Annotated in this window: 15 protein-coding genes; 2 read left to right on the top strand and 13 right to left on the bottom strand. The window is 65.4% G+C overall.

All coding sequences use genetic code 11. The features are described from left to right. Positions 1-26 precede the first annotated feature (26 nt). From ASE11_RS26170 to ASE11_RS19505, 7 genes are all read right to left on the bottom strand, one after another. Positions 27-749, bottom strand: a complete 723-nt coding sequence (locus ASE11_RS26170) for a PilX N-terminal domain-containing pilus assembly protein (RefSeq protein WP_056275437.1) — start codon at positions 747-749, stop codon at positions 27-29. A 7-nt stretch (positions 750-756) separates the two neighbouring features. Beyond that, positions 757-1,815 carry a PilW family protein gene (locus ASE11_RS19530; RefSeq protein ID WP_082585915.1) on the bottom strand — a complete coding sequence of 353 codons (1,059 nt, stop codon included), beginning with the start codon at positions 1,813-1,815 and terminating at the stop codon, positions 757-759. Beyond that, positions 1,812-2,408: a type IV pilus modification protein PilV gene (gene pilV / locus ASE11_RS19525; protein WP_056275432.1), complete on the bottom strand. Its 597-nt coding sequence runs from the start codon at positions 2,406-2,408 to the stop codon at positions 1,812-1,814. Before pilV ends, ASE11_RS19530 begins: the two co-directional genes overlap by 4 nt. Further along, positions 2,405-2,947 (bottom strand): GspH/FimT family pseudopilin, encoded by a 543-nt coding sequence (locus tag ASE11_RS19520; RefSeq protein ID WP_056275430.1) that lies wholly within the window; start codon positions 2,945-2,947, stop codon positions 2,405-2,407. The genes pilV and ASE11_RS19520 overlap by 4 nt, the downstream gene beginning before the upstream one ends. 195 nt (positions 2,948-3,142) lie before the next feature. Continuing rightward, positions 3,143-3,592, bottom strand: coding sequence for a transcriptional regulator NrdR (nrdR, locus tag ASE11_RS19515; RefSeq protein ID WP_056275427.1), 450 nt, complete (start codon positions 3,590-3,592; stop codon positions 3,143-3,145). A 17-nt stretch (positions 3,593-3,609) separates the two neighbouring features. Continuing rightward, positions 3,610-4,854, bottom strand: coding sequence for a serine hydroxymethyltransferase (glyA, locus tag ASE11_RS19510; protein ID WP_056275424.1), 1,245 nt, complete (start codon positions 4,852-4,854; stop codon positions 3,610-3,612). Between the two features lie 270 nt (positions 4,855-5,124). After that, complete coding sequence (locus ASE11_RS19505) at positions 5,125-6,021, bottom strand: lytic transglycosylase domain-containing protein (protein WP_082585878.1); 897 nt, start codon at positions 6,019-6,021, stop codon at positions 5,125-5,127. A gap of 711 nt (positions 6,022-6,732) precedes the next feature. Between ASE11_RS19505 and ASE11_RS19500 the strand changes: the two genes are divergently transcribed. Together ASE11_RS19500 and ASE11_RS19495 are read left to right on the top strand one after the other, a co-directional pair. Continuing rightward, positions 6,733-10,371 (top strand): DUF748 domain-containing protein, encoded by a 3,639-nt coding sequence (locus ASE11_RS19500; RefSeq protein WP_082585877.1) that lies wholly within the window; start codon positions 6,733-6,735, stop codon positions 10,369-10,371. 121 nt (positions 10,372-10,492) lie between these two features. Continuing rightward, a complete protein-coding gene (locus tag ASE11_RS19495; RefSeq protein WP_056275418.1) occupies positions 10,493-13,231 on the top strand; it encodes a DUF349 domain-containing protein in 2,739 nt (912 codons plus the stop codon). A gap of 36 nt (positions 13,232-13,267) precedes the next feature. Here the strand turns inward: ASE11_RS19495 and ASE11_RS19490 are convergent, their stop codons facing one another. From ASE11_RS19490 to ASE11_RS19465, 6 genes are all read right to left on the bottom strand, one after another. Then, complete coding sequence (locus tag ASE11_RS19490; protein WP_056275415.1) at positions 13,268-14,143, bottom strand: zinc-dependent peptidase; 876 nt, start codon at positions 14,141-14,143, stop codon at positions 13,268-13,270. Then, on the bottom strand, positions 14,140-14,967 hold the full coding sequence (locus ASE11_RS19485; protein ID WP_056275412.1) for a UDP-2,3-diacylglucosamine diphosphatase: 828 nt from the start codon (positions 14,965-14,967) through the stop codon (positions 14,140-14,142). The genes ASE11_RS19490 and ASE11_RS19485 overlap by 4 nt, the downstream gene beginning before the upstream one ends. Positions 14,968-15,002: 35 nt before the next feature. Beyond that, entirely contained in the window at positions 15,003-15,509 is a 507-nt protein-coding gene (locus ASE11_RS19480; protein ID WP_056275409.1) for a peptidylprolyl isomerase, read from the bottom strand. 2 nt (positions 15,510-15,511) lie between these two features. Next, on the bottom strand, positions 15,512-16,207 hold the full coding sequence (locus tag ASE11_RS19475; RefSeq protein ID WP_056275407.1) for a peptidylprolyl isomerase: 696 nt from the start codon (positions 16,205-16,207) through the stop codon (positions 15,512-15,514). Beyond that, positions 16,207-17,607 carry a L,D-transpeptidase gene (locus tag ASE11_RS19470; RefSeq protein WP_056275404.1) on the bottom strand — a complete coding sequence of 467 codons (1,401 nt, stop codon included), beginning with the start codon at positions 17,605-17,607 and terminating at the stop codon, positions 16,207-16,209. Before ASE11_RS19470 ends, ASE11_RS19475 begins: the two co-directional genes overlap by 1 nt. Positions 17,608-17,678: 71 nt before the next feature. After that, positions 17,679-18,680 (bottom strand): nuclear transport factor 2 family protein, encoded by a 1,002-nt coding sequence (locus ASE11_RS19465; protein ID WP_056276383.1) that lies wholly within the window; start codon positions 18,678-18,680, stop codon positions 17,679-17,681. Positions 18,681-18,731 lie beyond the last annotated feature (51 nt).

Below are 18,731 nucleotides of genomic sequence, written 5' to 3'. Positions count from 1 at the left end.
ATGTCATGTTCCCTGAGCAAGATTCGTCAAAGCGGTGAGAAAACCGATTGCAAGGTCACTGACGTAGCACGGCCGCCAGGTCCTTGGGTGCGGCCAAAGCCCACGGCCGTGATGCGAAAGAAGAGCTTGTTGGAGGTCGGCGTGATGTTGAGGTCGTCAGCCCTGAACATCTCGATCATGTAGCGGGGCGCAATGGTTCCAGCCGGTCCGTTGAGTGGAGCGTCGGTGAAGGTGCCGTATGCCACTGTTGGAACCGGTGCAGCGATAGATCCAGCGCAACTGCGAGCAGGCAGTGTTCCATCTACCCAATTGGCGCCGCTCCAGATGGGCATGCCGCAGGCCGTGGAAGAGCTTGCGGTGTACAACCCAAGGAGGTTCGCAGTGCCCCCAATCCCGCCTCCGTCGTCCAGTCCGATATCGTCGATCACCGGGTTGGCGGCAACCCAGAAATTGCCTGCATCCAATGCATTCGTGGGGCGTGTTCCCTGGGGGCGGACCAGTGTGCAGTTGGTCGTCCCATCGGGCGCTCGGCAGTATGTTCCATCAAAGCGCAAACCGAGGATATCGCGCTCGCCATCGCGCAACGCCAGTTCGGCCAGTTCTCTGGCCATCGCGAGGTCGCGGTCGTTTGCCGACATGCGTTCCTCAAACAACGAGCCCCGCATGGCCATGACACCCAGGAGTGACAGAACGACCAGGAAAATGAGGCTGGTGACCAGCACGAAGCCATTGTTTTTTTGCCGTTTCATGCCGTGCTCACAGAGGGGTGGCGAAGACCGCGTTGCGCACCGATACGACCGAGGTGTAGCGTTTCCAGAGGCGGGTATCTCCGGCCGCACGCGCAATGTTGGCGTCGAAAACGCCATCGTCGTCGCGCGTGCAGGTTGGCCGGGTGGGTTGCAGCGCCGCCGTGCCCGGGGCCGCGGGGCCGCTGGTGCCGGGCGTGGCCGATACAACGCAGATCTCCACTGCGGTCACCCCCGCCCAGCCCATGGCGCTGGCCGACACCTCGGTGGCGCTGAGGTAGCGCTGCTGAGCGCCACCCGCTGCCGAAGGGTTGGCTGCATTGCCGGGTGCAGCCATCTGATAGCGAAGAACGAATTCCTCAACACCAGCGGCGATCGACTGGGCACCCGCGGCGCCCGAACCTTCGCAGTTCAGTTGAGAGACAGCGCCTGCCGCGGGTGCGGGCGCAGAGAAGCGGTTGATCACCATCACTTCACCCGCCGGGGGAATGCGCTGAAGGCAATCAAGGCCCTCGCCGGTGGTGGTGTCGGCCGGCAGCAGGCTGTTGGGAAGGTTGGTTGTGGTGATGGGGATGCCTTGATAGGCCACTTGCAGCGTGTGTCGTGTGGCGCTGGCTGCACCACAAGCCTGAACCGCCGCAGCCGAGACAACGATGGCGTTTGGTGTGCTGGTCATGGCGCCATCGCATCCAAACACCGGCGTCAGGCCGGGGAAGAACTGGCTGATGGGCGCCGGCACCGGGGTTGCGGCAGTGGCCCTGACGAACATGTTGGTGCGATCGGCGTTGCCTGGCATGAACAGAGTCGCGGCTTGCGCGCGACTGGTGGTCGCGTCAAGGTCGAAAATGTCGACATAGCCCGCTTGCATGAGGTTCTGCTTCAGCATCCGCATCACGTTGCGCGCGGGATCGTTCAGCTCTGCCTGGTTTTCCCGTTGCCGCGTGGTGTTGGTGGTGTTGAGGTAAGCCGTCCCGATGGCGGTGAGTATCACGAGGCCGATGGCAATGCTCACCAGCAGTTCGATAAGGGAAAGACCTCGTTGGCGTCGGACCGGTATCAGATGCTTCATGGCGTCACCCACAGGTTGAGACAGCGGATACCTGCGACGGCATCGTCCGGGCAACTCGCGTCGGTACCCTCGGTGGCGGCCAAGCCTGCTGTGTTGTCTGTGGCAGCTTCTGTCTTTTCTCGCCACATCACGACCACCCGACGTGCGTTCGGCTCGGTATCGCCGCCGTCGGCCACCGCGAAGATGGCGCCCCGGCCACCAGGCAATTCGCGCGCAAGCGACATGCGCCACTCACGCAGGTCGCGTTGAGCGGCTTGTGCTGCAGTGCAGTCGGGCAATCCGGTCAGACCACAGGCGGGATCGTCGGGCAGATCGGCGGCATCGTCATACCCATCCTCGGCCAGATAGGCCGTTTCCGGGTTCGCCACCGCGGTGGCGAGGTTTGTCAACGTGAGGTTGGCACTGTTGACCCTCATCTTTTCGATGATGAAATCTGCCTGAATGAGCGCCTGCGTTCGCACGGTGGAGGTCTGCTGAAAACGCGTGGATGCCAGCTGCAGACCGGCTGCACCGAGCAATCCTACGGCCACCACCATCATGGTGATGAGCACCTCAAGCAGGGTTGCACCGCCTTGGAGCTTGGAATGGTTCATGGTGGAGGCGCGGGAATGTTGCAGACGCCGGGGGTCAGCACGTTGATGCGCGCCGTTCGGTTCATGGCAATGTCACGGGAGAGGTTGTCGAGATCAGCCTCTGTGGGACACACGAACAGGGTGTTGCCTGCGTAGGCTGCAACAGGTTGCCCGTTGGGGAGAAATGTCACTGCGCGGTTGGCCAATGTGTTGTCCGCAAAGGCGGTGCGCACGCGCGGGCGGGCAGGGGTGTCTTGCAGCAACACGGGGACCGCAGCATCGGGCAAGCCGACGAAGACCACCCAACCATCTTCCAGCCCACTGTCCGTGCAAGTGGCGCCGTCGGAGCTGGGGCACACCGTGACAGGTGCGTTTTGACGAACGGCCTCAGTTTTCGCGAAGTAAACCGAGAGCGTGTAGTCGTTCACCAATGTCCGAATGGTGTTGCGTACCTGCATGGATCGCCAACTCGGGATGGCGATCATCGCCATCACAGCGACTATCACCATGACGACCATGAGTTCAACCAGAGTGAAGCCGGCCTGGCGGGCTGGCTTCATGACACTGAACGGGGTAAGGGAATGTTTCACGCTGAGATTTTCAGCTTGAAGCACGTATCGGCCCGGAACAGACGCTGAAATGCTCCCTGCGCAGGACAGACGGTTGACTTTCAAGAGCAGCGTCTTGAAATCGGGGAATACTTCAGGTGCATTATTTTTTGGTCGGCACAGTAACAAAAATGGAATAAGCGCGTTTCAACGTCGCACTTCATCCACCAATGCCCGGAACTCGTCGATGTCTTCGAAGCTGCGGTACACGCTGGCAAAGCGCACATAAGCCACTTTGTCGAGCTTTTTGAGCTCGCGCATCACCATCTCGCCCAGTCGGTTGGCAGCCACCTCCCGGTTGCCCAGGTTGAGCAGCTTCTCTTCGATGCGTTCGATGGCGGCGTCAACCTGCTCCGTGCTGACGGGGCGCTTGCGCAGCGCCAGGGAGAACGAAGCACGCAGCTTGTCTGGTGCGTAGTCCACCCGGCGACCGTCCTTCTTCACCACCGCTGGAAAACTGACTTCGGGCCGTTCGTACGTGGTGAAGCGCTTTTCGCACTGGCCGCACTGGCGCCGGCGCCGGATGAAGTCCGCGTCTTCCGTCACCCGGGTCTCGACAACCTGGGTTTCAAGGTGACCGCAGAAGGGGCATTTCATCGGGCCGGACTCAGGGGTCAGCGGTAGACGGGAAAGCGTGCGGTCAAGGCATTGACCTTGGCGCGAACCGCTTCGATGTTGGCTGGGTCGCGCGGGTTGTCCAGCACATCGGCGATCAGGTTGGCCGTCATGCGGGCCTCTTCGTCCTTGAAGCCGCGGGTGGTCATGGCGGGGGTCCCGATGCGCACGCCGCTGGTGACCATGGGTTTTTCGGGGTCGTTGGGGATGGCGTTCTTGTTGATGGTCATGTGCGCGCTGCCCAACACCGCCTCAGCCTCTTTGCCGGTGATGCCCTTGGCGCGCAGATCGACCAGCATGACGTGGCTCTCGGTTCGTCCGCTGACGATGCGCAGGCCGCGCGAGGTGAGTGTTTCGGCGACGATGCGTGCATTTGTCAGCACTTGTTGCTGGTAGGTCTTGAATTCGGGTGCCAATGCTTCCTTGAAGGCCACTGCTTTGGCGGCGATCACGTGCATCAGCGGGCCGCCTTGCAGGCCGGGGAAGATGGCGCTGTTGATGGCCTTTTCATGTTGCGCCTTCATCAGGATGATGCCGCCGCGCGGACCACGCAGGCTCTTGTGGGTGGTGGAGGTGACCACGTCGGCATGGGGCACCGGGTTGGGGTAGATGCCCGCTGCGATCAGGCCGGCGTAGTGGGCCATGTCGACCATGAAGATGGCGCCCACGTCCTTCGCGACCTTGGCGAAGCGCTCGAAATCGATGCGCAGGCTGTAGGCAGATGCGCCGGCGATGATCAGTTTGGGCTTGGTCTCGTGCGCCTTGCGCTCCATGGCGTCGTAGTCGATTTCTTCCTTGTCATTGAGACCATAGGAGACCACGTTGAACCACTTGCCGCTCATGTTGAGCGCCATGCCGTGGGTGAGGTGGCCGCCTTCGGCCAGGCTCATGCCCATGATGGTGTCGCCGGGTTTGAGGAAGGCGAGGAAGACGGCTTCGTTGGCAGAGGCGCCGCAGTGGGGTTGCACGTTGGCCGCATCAGCACCAAAGATCTGCTTCACGCGATCAATGGCCAGTTGCTCGGCGATGTCGACGAACTCGCAGCCGCCGTAGTAACGCTTGCCGGGGTAACCCTCGGCGTATTTGTTGGTGAGCTGAGTGCCTTGAGCGGCCATCACCGCGGGTGAGGCGTAGTTCTCGCTGGCGATCAGCTCGATGTGGTGTTCCTGGCGGGTGTTTTCGGCCTGAATGGCTGCGAACAGCTCGGGGTCGGTTTGCTCGATGAGAATGTTGCGGTCGAACATGGCAGTCCTTCTAGAGGTGAATCCTTGCGCATTGACAAGGGCTGCCCAGGCGAACGGCTGAACACCCGCGCTGCATCAGCTGGGGTGGCACGCTTCCCAGTGGTTGTCCCGGCCGCAGATCGATGTTGGGTGTGATCGGGCAGGGGGGCCACGTCAGCGGCAGACCTCCCGGATCGATCCGAGGGTTGCGCGCCTATCGCCAGTTGCGTACTCGGCGAGTTTAGCCGAGGGGCACGAGATTCGTCGCTCAATGCCGCAAAACCGGGACGTTCAGGATTGCGCCAGAGAGGTCGTCAGCGGTGTGGTGGCTGGAGCCGCAGGGCCGGCTTCGATTTCCGTGCCGGGTGCAACGACTGGAGCGGAAGTCGAGGCAGGCGCCACCACTTGGGTGGGGCGTGCCTGCGGAATGTAGCGCTGCAGCGGCTTGCCCAGGGCCACGCTCTGAATGCGCATGTGCTCGGACATCACCTTGTCGATGTACCAGCCGCCGTCGGTGGTGACAGCGCCCACGTACAGGCGCAGGCCGCCTTCGACCGACCCGGCGCGCTTGATGCAGTCCTGCAGTACCCGCACACCCACACGCAGGTTGGACACGGGGTCGAAAGCGGCGAGGTGGCCCCCGAAGTCTTCGTACTTGTCGGTGTGGACCCGGGTCAACACCTGCATCAGTCCCTGAGCACCCACGGGGCTTTGGGCAAACGGATTGAAGCGGGACTCGATGGCCATGATGGCCAGGATCAGCGTCGGGTCCAATTTGGCTTTCTCGCCAATCTCGAACGCCTCGGCTACCAAGGCTCCCAATGGCTCGGGCGCTACGCGGTACTTGCGGCTTAGCCAGTAGGTCACATTGGCCTGCTGCTTGGGCAGATCCCCGAGATGCGCCGCGGTCACGCGATCGATGGCGGAGGGCTCCACTGCGATCAGGGGCTCTTCCAGTGTGGCTTCCTGGCGCTGCAGCAGCCAGCCCAGCAGCTGCTGTTCGGCGCTCTGGCGCAGGTCGGCCCGCGCGCTCAGCACGATCAGGCTCACGGCGAACAGGGTGCCCAGCAAGGCAACGCTGTTGTGCGTGATGTCGAGAAAGCCGCGGTAGGTGTCTCCCAGCGTGGCCTTGAGGGATGCCACGACACCTGAGGTGCCCTTGTGTGGCGAAGTCGTGAAAGTTGTCATGTTGTCGCTCCTGTCATGGCCGCCACCGATGTGGGTCGGTTCGCTGAGTGAGGTCGCCGCTGAAGGCCGGACACATCGGTCTGGCGATCAACTTAGCCTGGGAGGGCAGCGTTCGGGGTTTACCCTTGGCGGGCAAAGTTGGCGGATGGTAGGAGGTTATAAATACCCAGTCAATGTTTAAGCGTAGATCTAAAGCAACTTTTGGTTATGAACAATTCGTTGCAATTCACCGCTCAAGCGGTTCGCTAGCGGGAAACCCAATGCCTGTGGGGCTTGCAGCGGTGCCGTCCGGATTTTGCCGCTTGTCGGCCGACGGCCACCTTTCATGTCGCAAAACGGGGTTTCGGGTCTGCCGAATAGGCTTCCAACCCGTGATTGAAAAGCTTCATGGGCGATCCGACCGACTTGTCTTGCCGCTGGAGAGCCCCGGGAGTACGCTTGGCGTGCCAGTCGTGATGACCGGCATCAGCCGACCCAGCGGTGTAGCCGCATGACGGCCCCCAACGGGAGCAATCTGTTGCTTCCAGGCTGGAGAGACATCAAACTCCCTCCGCCAAAACAGACGGCATGAGCATTCAAGCCCGCCGTCAACCCCGGCAGACCTCGTCTGTCGGGGTTTCTTGTTTCCGGGGGCCCCGTCGGCAGATGGGGTGCAGCGGGACCTGAGTTCGGAGACACTGGCGCGATGCCTTACGTTCATCCCTCGCGCCCATGAGCAACAGCCATTTCAGTTTCCCGTCCAACCCGTGGCTCAGACGTCTGGCCTGGACCGTTCTGGTAGTGATGTTGCTGTGGCTGGTCACGTGGCTCGCGGTGCCCGCGCTCCTGAAATGGCAGCTGCAAAAGCAAGCCAGCCAAGCCTTGGGCCGCAGCGTGACGGTGCAACGGGTGGATTTCCGGCCCTGGTCGCTGGAGCTGTCGATCGAGGGAGTGCGCATCGCCACCGCCCAGGGTGATGGTGAGCAGCTGTCGGTGGCCCGGCTTTATCTGAACGCCGAGTTGCAGTCGATCCTGCGGTTGGCGCCCGTGATCGATGCCTTGAAGATCGAGGAACCGCGTCTGGCGATGCGGCACCTGGGTGGCGGGCGCTACGACGTGGACGACATCGTCCAGCGCCTTCGTGTGCCCCCCTCGGAGACATCGAGCGAGCCCGCGCGGTTTGCGCTGTTCAACATCGGGCTGGCCGGTGGCGAATTCACCTTGGTGGACGACACCGTGGGCGTGACGCACCATTTGCGCAGTCTGGCGCTGAGCGTGCCGTTTCTCAGCAACCTGGCTTCGCGCCGCGAGGTGGTGACCGAGCCGCACCTGGCCTTCGAGCTCAACGGAAGCGCTTTTGATTCGCGCGCAGCCTCTACCCCGTTTGCCGTCGACCGCGAGACCGACGCCAGCCTGTCGATTCCTGCACTCGATCTGGCACCCTATTTCCCTTACTGGCCCGCGGCCTGGAACCTCAAGCCCGAGGCTGGTGTCTTGAATCTGAACCTGAAGCTGGCCTTTGCGCAGCGCGACGTGCCGCAGGTGTGGCTCTCGGGCGATGTCGCGCTCACGGGGTTGAAACTGGTGGAACGTGCGCCAGGCGGTGGCACGGCGGGCGTCTTGTCGTGGGAGCGCCTGGGCGTGAACCTCAACCGCGTCGAGCCGCTGGCGCGCAGGGTGGATCTGGCGGCCATCGAACTGAAGTCGCCGAACCTGACCATCTCGCGCGATGCCCAGGGGCGGCTCAACCTGACCCGCTTGGCCAATGGCTTCGGGACGGTCGGACCGCAGGCGCCGGCCGGTGCCCAGGCGCCAGCGGCGGCATCCGTACCTTGGGAAATCCAGTTAGGCCGATTGGATCTGGATGGTGGACGTGTTCAGTGGCGTGACGATGCGGTAGAGCCAGCTGCCGAGATGGCGCTGGACGCGTTGCGTGTGCAAACCAGCGGGCTGAGCTGGCCGGTGCGCGCCCCGATGCCTTTCGAGGTGTCGGCCCAGCTCGACAAGACCAGCATCAATGTGAAGGGCACCGCCACCGATGCCACTGCACAAGCAGAACTGTCTCTGGGAGACATTCCACTGGAGCGATTCGCTCCTTATATATCCAGTGTTCTCAAGCCTGCCCTGCAGGGGCGCCTGGGTGCTGAAGGTCGCATCGAATGGCGAGCCGCGCAAGGTGATCGGGCCATGGCCCTTCAGTTGACGGCTGCCCGGATCGACCTCAACGAGCTGAAACTCGGGCCCACCCGGCAACCCCTGGCCAGCCTGAAGCGTTTGCTGGTGGAAGACCTGCGGGTCGATCTTGCCCAGCGCAGCGTCGACGTGGGCAGCCTGACCCTCACCCAACCCCAGTTGAAGGTGCAGCGTGAGGCCAATGGCAGCTGGATGTTCGAGCCCTGGCTGGCGACTGCAACACCTCCAGCGAGAGGGTCAACCGCAGATCCCACAGGGCAGGCGACCCCTTGGCGGGTGGGCCTGGCCGCCTTGCAGGTTGCGGGTGGTTCGGTGGGGTTTGTCGACCGCAGGCCTGCGCGCCCGGTGACGCTGGACATTTCCGGTCTACAACTGGACCTCAAGGGTTTTCGGCCGCTGGACGCAGTCCAGAAAGACATGGCGTTGGCGATCAAGGCCCGGGTGGGCGCGGGCAGCCAGGTCGCGCCCGGCCAGATATCGCTCGGCGGGTCCCTGCGGCTGCCGGCCCCAGGAGCTTCGGATGGTGCGGGCATGAGGCTGGAGGCCCAGGTGCGGGTTGATCGCCTGCCCGCGCACGCGCTGGAGCCGTACTTTGCCGATCGGCTCAACCTCGAACTGCTGCGCGCCGACGCGAGCTACCGGGGGACGGTGAAGGCCAGCCTGCCCGGCGGCGCCCTGGCTCTCAACCTGCAAGGCGACGCCGCGCTGGATGAACTGAGTGCCAATACCCTGTCGCCCGCTGAAGACCTGTTGGCCTGGAAGTCGCTGCAGGTGCGCGGCCTGCAGTTCGCTCTGGTGCCAGGGCAGGCAACCAAGGTGGCGGTGCGCGAGACGGTGCTCAGTGACTACTTCGCCCGCGTGATCATTGACGAGGCCGGCAAGATCAACCTTCAGGGCTTGGTCAAACACCCCGATGGTCCAGCCGGTCCCGAAGCAGCACCACCGCAGACCACGGTGGCTGCCAGTGGGCCCGGTCCCGACATCCGCCTGGGTCCGATCAGCCTGGTCAATGGCCGCGTTCTGTTCTCCGACCGCTTCATCAAGCCCAACTACACCGCCAACCTGAGCGAACTCACCGGCAGCCTGGGCGCTTTCTCCAACTTGACGCCTGCGGGCGCCGCACCCGAACTGGCGGCCTTGTCCTTGCGCGGGCGCGCCGAGGGCACGGCCGCGCTGGAGATCGACGGCCAGCTCAACCCGCTGGCCCAGCCGCTGGCACTCGACATCAAAGGCCGCGTGCGCAACCTGGAGTTGCCCCCGCTGTCGCCCTACACCGTGAAGTACGCCGGTTACGGCATCGAGCGCGGCAAGCTCAGCGTGGACGTGGCCTACAAGATCGACCCCGACGGCCAGCTCAGCGCGAGCAACCAGATCGTGCTCAACCAGCTCAGCTTTGGCGACCGCGTGGCCGGCAGTGAAGCGCCCAACCTGCCGGTGAAACTGGCGGTGGCGCTGCTGGCCGACCGCAACGGCGTGATCGACATCAACCTGCCGGTGAGTGGTTCGATCAACGACCCCCAGTTCCGCCTGGCACCCATCATCTTCAAGCTCATCCTCAACCTGATCGGCAAGGCCATCACCGCGCCGTTCTCGCTGATCGCCAGCGCGTTCGCCGGGGGTGCCGAGTCGCCCGGCCAAGTGGTGTTTGCGCCGGGCAGCGCGGTGCTGGCACCCGAGAACCAGCCGCAGCTGGAATCGGTGGCCAAGGCGCTGGCCGAGCGCCCGGCGCTGCAGATCACGGTGGTGGGGCACAGCGATCTGGAGACCGAGCGCAGCGGCTACCAGCGCAGCCGGCTCGACGAACGCGTGCTGGCCGAGAAGCGCCGGGCCCTGGCGCGCGAGGGCAAGCCGATCGCCAGCACGCTGGCGGTGTCTGCCGACGAATACCCCGCGCTGCTCAAAGAGGTGTACCGGCGAGCCGACATCCCCAAGCCGCGCAACCTGATCGGCATGGCCAAGGACATTCCGCAACCCGAGATGGAAGCCTTGCTGCTGGCCTCGATACCCGTCACGCCCGACGCGCTGCGCGATCTGGCGGTGGCGCGTGGGCAGGCGGTGAAGGATTTCCTGGCCAGCCGGTCACTGCCCGAAGACCGCATGTTTCTGGGTGCGCCGCAGCTGGCCCGCCAGGGCGATGACTGGCGCCCGCAAGCCGAACTGCGTCTGGCGCCACGCTGATCCAGCCTCCCGCCAAGGCCCCATCGGGCGCGAGCGGTGGCGCGCAGGCGAACAGCGGCGACAATACGCGTTTGCCGCGCCGATCTGGCGCGGCCTCTGTCTTGATTGAACTGACACCTCCATGTCGCTGTTTTCCTTGCGCAAGTCTTCCTCTTCCCCTCAAGCTTCTCCACCTGCCGTGAACACGCCCACCCCTTCCAAGTCCGCAGCTGCTGCGGCCCATCCCCTGGACGCCGTGACCGGTGGTGCGTTCTCCGCGCCCACTTCAGGCGAGCGCGCTGCGCGCATTCGCGAGTGGCTTGCCACCGAGCCGGGTCTGGAGCAGATGAACGAGGTCTACAAGGAGTTGTCCAACCGCGACCGCGGCGCGGCCAAGCCCCTAAAGGAAAAGCTGGACGAGCAGAAGCGCTTGAAGTCGCAGGAGCAGATGGCGGTGGAATGGGCGCAGAAGGCGCAGGCCTTGCTGGACCATTCGCGTCTGAACCTGGCCGACGCGCTGGCCTGGCAGCGCGATGCTGCCCGCGCGGGCGCACCGCTTTCACGTGAGCCCCTGGCCACGTTGCGCCAGTCGCTGGCCGAGCGCGTCAAAGCCATTGAAGACTTGCAACACCGTGTGCAGGTGGAGCGCGAGGCCGCGGTGTTGATCGCCCAACGCATCGAGGTGCTGTCCACCAAACCCTGGCGCGAAGCCCAGCACAGCGCCCAGACGTTGCAGGCCGATGTGGCCCAGTGGCAGGAGCAGGCCAGCGGTCTGGCGCAGGACCCCCAGTGGGCCAGCGTGGACGTGAAGTTCCCGCCCATGCTCGACGCTTCGCGCAAGCAATTGCAACTGGTGTGGGACGCGTTCGAAGCGGCCCTGGCTCAGGCCGTGGCCGCAGACGCCGATGCGCAGGCACCGCTGCCCGCCGTGCCGGTGTGGGCCGACGAGCTGCGCGTGGCGCGCGGCGGCGAAGCCGCTGCCGTGGCCGAGAAGCCCGCCGTGGACACGCAGGCCCAGCAAGAGCGCCGCGCCCGCGTGAGCACCGAACTCGGCCATGCGCTGGATGTGCTGGAGCGCGAACTCGCCGAAGGCCATGGCAAGGCCACGCCCAAGGCCGCCGCCGATGTGCGCGCGATCCTCAAGTCCAACGGTCGTTTTGTGAGCGCCGCGCTTGATGCCCGCGCCCACGCGGCGCTCAGCCAGGCCGGTGAACTCGAAGGCTGGCAGCGCTGGCGCGCCGACCAGTTGCGCGAAGAACTCGTGGCCAAGGCAGAGGCCTTGCTGCAAGCGCCCGAAGGCCAGCGCCTCGGTGGCCGCAAGATGCAGGAAACCCTGCGCGGCCTGCGCGACCAATGGAAGACCACCGACCAGGGCGGCCAGCCCAACCACGCCTTGTGGAAGCGTTTTGACGAAGCCTGCACCGAAGCCCACAAGCTGGTGGAAACCTGGCTGGTGCAGGTGCGCCAGCAGGCCGAAGCACACAAGGCCCAGCGCCAGGCCATCATTGCCGAATTGAGGGCATGGACCGAGGCCCACGCCGGCAACACCGACTGGAAAGCCCAGGTGCGCGCGCTGCACACGTTCTCCGAGCGCTGGCGTGAAGCCGGCCACATGAGCGAAAAGGCGTTTGCCGAAATGCAGCCGCAGTGGAAAGATGCCATGCATGCGGCCCATGCGGGCCTGGAAGCAGCGCAGGCCGAGAGCACGGCTCGTCGCAAGGCCCTGATTGAAGAAGCCACCGCACTGGGCGCCGCGCCCATGCTGCGCATCGATGCGGTGAAGACCCTGCAGCAGCGCTGGCAGGCCGAAGCGCATGCCGTGCCGCTGGAGCGCAAGCACGAGCAGAAACTCTGGGAAGCGTTTCGCCAGCCCATCGATGAAGCGTTTGCGCGCAAGAGCACCGAGCGCGAGAAGGCTGCCACGTCGCTCAACGCGCACGACCAGCGCGTGCTCGACGCCTCGCGTGCGCTGGAGCAAGCCAGCGCGAGCGGCGATGCGCAGCGCATCCGCGCGGCCATGCACGAACTTGAGTCGGCGCTGGCCGGTCGGCCGGCTGCGGTCGAGGCTGCGCCAGCGCCTGTTGTTGTCGCCGACAAAGCCGCACCGAGCGAGCCTGTGGAGCCCGTGGTGGACGCGGCCGAAGAACCTGGTGAATCCGATGAAGCCGAGGCGGCAGACGTTGCTGCGCCCGCTGAGCCGGTGGCGCCTGCCAAACCCGCCGCACCGCCCAAGAAGCTGGTGGCCATGCGCGGGGACGACCGTCCCGGCATGAAGAAGGCCGAGCCGGCCGGCCGCGATGCGCGCGGGGGTCGTCCTGACGGGCGCCGTGACGGTGGCGCAGGTCGCCCCGATTCGCGGGGTCCACGCGATGCACGCGGTGCTGGCGCAGCGCCATGGCGCGACGAGCGCGAACAGCGTGGTCCGCGCCTGGGCGATGCGGCGTTCCGCGCCCAGCGCCAGGCCATCGAATCGGCCGAAGCCAGCCTGCGCAAGCTCGCAGCGCAAGCCCACGGCGAGGTGCTCACGCAGCTCATGACGGCCTGGGAACAGCGCGACGCCGAGCAGATGCCCTCGGCCCAGGCGCTGGGTTCGCGCGTGAGCGCCGCCAGCCGCGGTGCGTGGTCAGCCGCCTTGTCCAAGGCAGCCAGCGCCTTGCAAGGTGAGACGGTGTTGCGCCTGGAGATGGCCGCCGAAGTGCCCACGCCGGCCGAACACCTGAGCGAACGCCGCATGCTGCAACTGCAGTTGCTCACGAGTCGCCACGCAGCGGCACCGAGCGACACCTGGGTGGAAGACGTGGCGGGTGTGCTCGCGTCGCCATTCGATGCGTCGGTCGCGCGCCGACTTCAAACCGTCTTGAAGGTATTGCTCAAACGCTGAATCCGTCGCCCCCCAACGCGCAAGGCCCGCGCAGACTCAGTCTGCACGGGCCTTTTTCATGGTGCTGGAGGCGGGTCTGAAAAATCCGTCGTACAGCGCCACCAGCGCGGGAAATTCCTGCGCGAATCGGTCGCGGCTCACGAAGTAGCCCTCGCAGGTGACGGCGAAAAACTCGGCGGGATCCTTGGCCGCGTAGTCGTCGAGCCATGGGCGCTCGGCGCCGAAGCGCTCGGCCATGGTGACCGCCTCGCGGAATCCATCGAAGGCGAGCTGCATCGTTTGACGCCACACACCCCTGGCCTCCGAGGCGCTGCGCGTGCCCATGAACCCTTTGGGCAGCGGTGGGGCGCCGTCCGGGTGTTCCCCGAGCGAGATGCCGCGCATGTCCATCTTGTGCACGAACTCGTGGATCACGACATTGCTGCCGCTGTGCGCGGCCACGCTGGCGTGGGCGACTTCCTCCCAGCTCAACATCAGCGGTCCGCGGTCCATGGCTTCGCCGGCCAGCACTTCGTCGTAGTGGTGGACCACGCCCGCACCGTCGGTGGTCTTGCGCCGCGCCACCACGGCACCAGGCTGCACCACGATGCCGACGAAATCGCCGTACCAGTCGAGCAGCTTCAGAGGATCGCGCACCGCGTCACCCGACGTGCCGTGCATGTGCAACAGCGGCAGGCACGCCTGCGCCGCGATGGCGAGCGCCATCGCGTCGGTGAGCGCCAGGCCGTTGGCGCCGTGGAACTCCTTCTCCGCCAGGAAGTGCGTGCTCAGCAGGCGCAGGCGCGCGCGCTCTTCTCGGTCGAGCGCCGACAGGAACGGGTGGGCGATGAGGGTGGATTGCCAGAGCGCGTCGGGTACCGGTGTCGGTTGGCGCAGCGAGCGCGGCAGCAGGCGCTGGAGCAGATCGATCATGACAGCGGCAGGGGGAGGCGGCGCAGCCCCCGTGCGTCGAGTCGCAGCACCTCTGCGCGCGGTGGTTGAGCGGCGGCGTCCCAGTCGCTGAGCACCACGCGCTGCAGGCCGTTGCCCAGGGTGTGTTCGGCCGGACGGTGGGTGTGGCCATGGATCAAGGTGCTGGCGCCGGCGGCCTGCAGGGAGTCGCGTGCCGCGGTGGTGTCCACATCGGCCCACAGGCTGGGGTCGCTCGCGGTGCTGCGTTTGCGCGCCTCACTCTGCTCGCGCAGACCGCGCGCTATCGCGGTGCGTTCGGCCAAGGGGCGGGCCAGGAACTCACGTTGCCAGATGGGCTGGCGAACCTGCTCGCGAAAACGCATGTAGTCGGTGTCGGCCAGGCACAGCGCGTCGCCATGGCTGAGCAACCAGTGCTGGCCCAGGAAATCGAGTGCGGTCGGATCGCTCAATCCCTGCATGCCGCAGGCCTTGAGGCCTTCGGCACCCAGCAGGAAGTCGCGGTTGCCAGCCATGAAATGCACAGGGGTGTGCAGGCTGAACGCTTTGAGCGCATCGGCGCAAGCGCGCCAGAAGGCCTGGTCGGTGGAGGCGCTGGAGTCGAGCACGTCGTCACCCACCCAGACCTCGAACAGGTCGCCCAGGATGAAGAGGGCGTCGGCCCGTTCGTGCGCGGGGCGCTGCAGAAAGGCGCGCCAGACCTCGAAGGTCTTCGGCTCGCCGGGCTGCAGGTGCAGGTCTGAAATGAACTCGACCGCTTGCCAGTGCGCGGGTGCGCGCAACTGGGCAGAGCGGTCGGAAGAGGGGTCGAAGGAGGGCGTGGACATCAAACCAGGGGCTGCCAGGGGCCAAGCCCCCGGGGTCACAGAGCGACGGCTTTTTCGATCACGACGTCGTCCTTCGGGACGTCGTCGTGGAATCCCTTGCGACCGGTGGGCAAGCCTTCAATTTTCTTGACGATGTCGGCGCCCGCAACCACCTTGCCGAACACGGCATAGCCCCAACCCTGCGCGCTGGGCGCGGTGTGGTTGAGGAAACCGTTGTTGGAGACGTTGATGAAGAACTGCGCGGTGGCCGAGTGCGGGTCGCTGGTGCGCGCCATGGCCAGGGTGTAGGTGTCGTTCTTCAGGCCATTGTTGGCCTCGTTGGTGATCGGCGCGTCGGTGGGCTTTTGGGTCATGCCGGGCTCGAAGCCGCCGCCTTGCACCATGAAACCAGGGATGACGCGGTGGAACACGGTGTTGTTGTAGTGGCCCTTGTTCACGTAGGCCAGGAAGTTGGCGGCGGACAGGGGGGCTTTTTCAGCGTCGAGTTCGATCGTGATGACACCGTGACCGGTGATGTGCAGTTCGACTTGGGGGTTGGCCATGGTCATTTCTCCAGGGTGGCTTTGAGGATGGTGATGGGGGTTTTGGGAACGTCGGTGGGAAACGGGCCGCCGGAGCCGGTCGGGGTTTCCTTGATCTTGTTGACCACGTCCATGCCCGAGACGACTTTGCCGAACACGGTGTAGCCGTAGAGCTCGCCGGCGTTGAGCAGGCTCGCGCGCGGCACGTCCTTGTAGACCTTGCCGCGGTACTCGAACTGGGGCACCGGGTCCCCGGGGGGGATCGGGGTGGGGTCGAGGAAGGCGTTGTTCTGGACGTTGATGAAGAACTGTGACGAAGCGGACTGCGGGTCGTTGGTGCGGGCCATCGCCACCGTGCCGACCGTGTTGCGCGGGCCCCCGCGCTGCAGCGCGGCCTGGCCTTCGTGCACCACGGGCGCGCGGGTGGGCTTCTGTTTGTAGCTGGCGTCAAAGCCACCGCCTTGGACCATGAAGTTGCTGATCACGCGGTGAAACACCGTGCCGTCGTAGTGCTTGTCTTTCACGTACTGCAGGAAGTTCTCGACCGTCTTGGGCGCCTTGTCGGGGTAGAGCTCCAGCACGATGTCACCCATGGAGGTGGTGAGCTTCACGCGGGGTGGGGCGTCCTGTGCCATGGAGGGCAGCCAGACCATGGAAGCAGTCACGGCGAGGGCGCCGAGCATTCCACGGCGCAGCGGGTTGAGGGCGTGCATTGTCATCAGAGGGTTCCTTCGAAGAAGATGGTCCAGCGGTCGCTTTCGCGGATCCAGTACTGGCGCTTGGTCACGCCGCGGCTCTGGCCTGCCGCGACCTCGCCGAACGTGACGACGCGGGTGTCATCGGTGTCGCTCCAGCGCAGGACCGACAGGTCCTTGATCGCCAGCTCGCGCGGGCCGGTGCTGCGCAGTTCGCCCTCCACCCTGGGCCACCATTGAGCCAGATCGCGGCCCTGGTTCGAGAAGCGGTTTGAATAAAACCCTTTGAGTTCGGTCAGCTTGCCTTCGCTGCGGCTGCGGCGCCAGGCCTCCAGCACGCTTTCGAACTGCTCGCGGTCGCTGCTCAGAGCGTCGGGTTGGGCCCACTGCAGTTCGGGTGCAATGACCACCGGTGTGGTGCGAATCTGCACCGTGGCGAGCACGCGCTCGAGGTCCGGGTTGGACAGCACGACACATCCGTCCGACGCCTGCGGCGCGCGCACGAACTGCTCGCTGGGCGTGCCGTGCAGCCAGATGCCACTGCCGGTTTTGCCGCGCTGCACGTCCAGCGGGTTTGGATAGTTGATGGGCAGGGCTCCCACGCCGTAGAGGTCGGGCAGATCGGCGGGGTTCAGGCTGCTGGTGATGTAGTACACGCCCAGCGGCGTGCGCTTGTCACCCTCGACGGTTTTTTCAATGCCGGACAGACCCACCGAAATGTAGAAGTCTGCGACCAGCCGCAACCTGGGCTGGCGGTCGGCATCGGGGCTGGGGCGCGCCGGCTTGAGGTTTTCGAACAGGTACAGGCGCGAGCGCGATGCGTCGATGGCAATGGCGTGGCGGCTCTGTGGTGCAAGCGTGAGGAACTGGGTGGGAATGCTGCCTTCGGGCGGGCGTTCGGTGAGTGCCAGCAGGCGGCGGCGCGACTCTTCGCGCAGCGTGGACAGTTGCTGGCTGGCGGCCAGGGCCTTGGTGTCGGGCACGTCACCGAGCTGGCGCACTGGCCGTGCCTGCAGGCTCAACAGATCACCGTGCACCAGGTGGGCCAACTGGAAATTGGGGTGATCCTTGACCAGCTTGTCGGCCAGCGCGAGCGCTTCCCGGTGCTGGCCCTGGCTGATGAGCTGATAGATCCCGATCAGGCGCGCTTCGGCCTGCCCCAGCATCGGCTTGACCGCATCGAATCGCGCGGCGGTCAGACTGGTGGTCTCCAGGCCCGAAGGGTTGACCGGCAACTGGCTGCGCGCCGCGTCTTGAACGCGGGCCATGGCCTGGTTGAGCAGCGAAGGTTCGATGGTGTCGAGGGAAGTGACTGGACCGGGGCTGTTGGCCAGTGCCACGTCTTGTCGGCCGGCGTTGATGAGCACGACAAGCAGCACGCCCCCCGCCAGCGCGCCTAGCACCCAGGCGGCGCGTCGGCTCATGCCCGGTCCTTGCCCCAGCAGACCCGCGGGCACACTGGCATGACCGCGTTGACCCATCCTCCGACCGGCCATCAAGAGCCCGTGGATTCGCGCACGATCAGCCAGCGACTGCCGCTCTTGACCATCTCGAGCGTTTTGCGGCTGGTGACGTTGAGGGTGTCGGAGGTGTAGTCCTGGCGGAACCTGGCGGTGGCCTTGTCGGCGTTGACCGTGACTTCCAGATCACTCACGTCCACCCCGATGCGCGTGCGGGGTTCGATGCGGGCACGGCGATCCGACTCCCAGGCCTTGCGGGCCTGGCCACCGGGCGGTGCGAAGCTGCTGGCGTACGCGCCGAGATAGGCGCTCATGTCCTTGGATGACCAAGCGCCGGCCCAGGTGCGCACGGCCGCCTCGACTTCACGCTGGGCATCGGCCGCCACCGCGGGCGCAGTCGCTGCCGCAGCGGGGCTGGCCGGCTTGGTGACCGCCGCCACGGGCGCCGGGCTGGCCGGTTTGGCCGTTGCCGGGGCGCTGGCAGGAGCCGCGGCCACCGAAGCCGCCGCACCACCCGAGCGGGTGTCGGCTGCAAACAGGTTGCGGATCAGGCTGAGCTTGGGAGCCACGGCGGGGTTGGTGCCGTCGAGCTGCAGCGCCTTGCTGTAGGCCTGGCTGGCGAGCTTGGCATACACATCGCCCAGGTTTTCGTGGGCGGTGGCGTAGCTCGGGTTGGTGCGGATCGCCATCTCGAGCGCGGCACGTGCCTTGTCGAACTGGCTCTGGCCGGCGTAGAGCACGGCGAGGTTGTTGTAGGGCTCGGGCAGTTCGGGGAAGTCTTCGGTGAGCTTGCTGAAGGTCGTGATCGCGTCTTGTGTCTTGCCGCTCTCGGTGAGGATCACGCCCTTGATGAAGCGCATCTGCGGGTCGCGAGCCTTGCCCACCAGGTACTGGTCGGCCTTGGACAGAGCCTCGGCCAGTTGGCCACTGCGCAACAGGCGGTTGACTTCGGCGTACTCCTCGTTCTGCGCCAAGGCCATCGACGTGCCCAGTCCGATGGCCACCGCCACCGCCAGGCTGCGCAAACGCGAAGCCATGCCGGAGCGAACCACGAAGGGAGCGGTACCACGCAGGGTGGTTTGAAGATT

The sequence above is a fragment of the Hydrogenophaga sp. Root209 genome, assembly GCF_001428625.1.
In the GTDB taxonomy this organism is placed as follows: domain Bacteria; phylum Pseudomonadota; class Gammaproteobacteria; order Burkholderiales; family Burkholderiaceae_C; genus Hydrogenophaga.
Note: the sequence above shows the minus strand (reverse complement) of the source record. Positions and strands in the feature narration are given on the sequence as shown.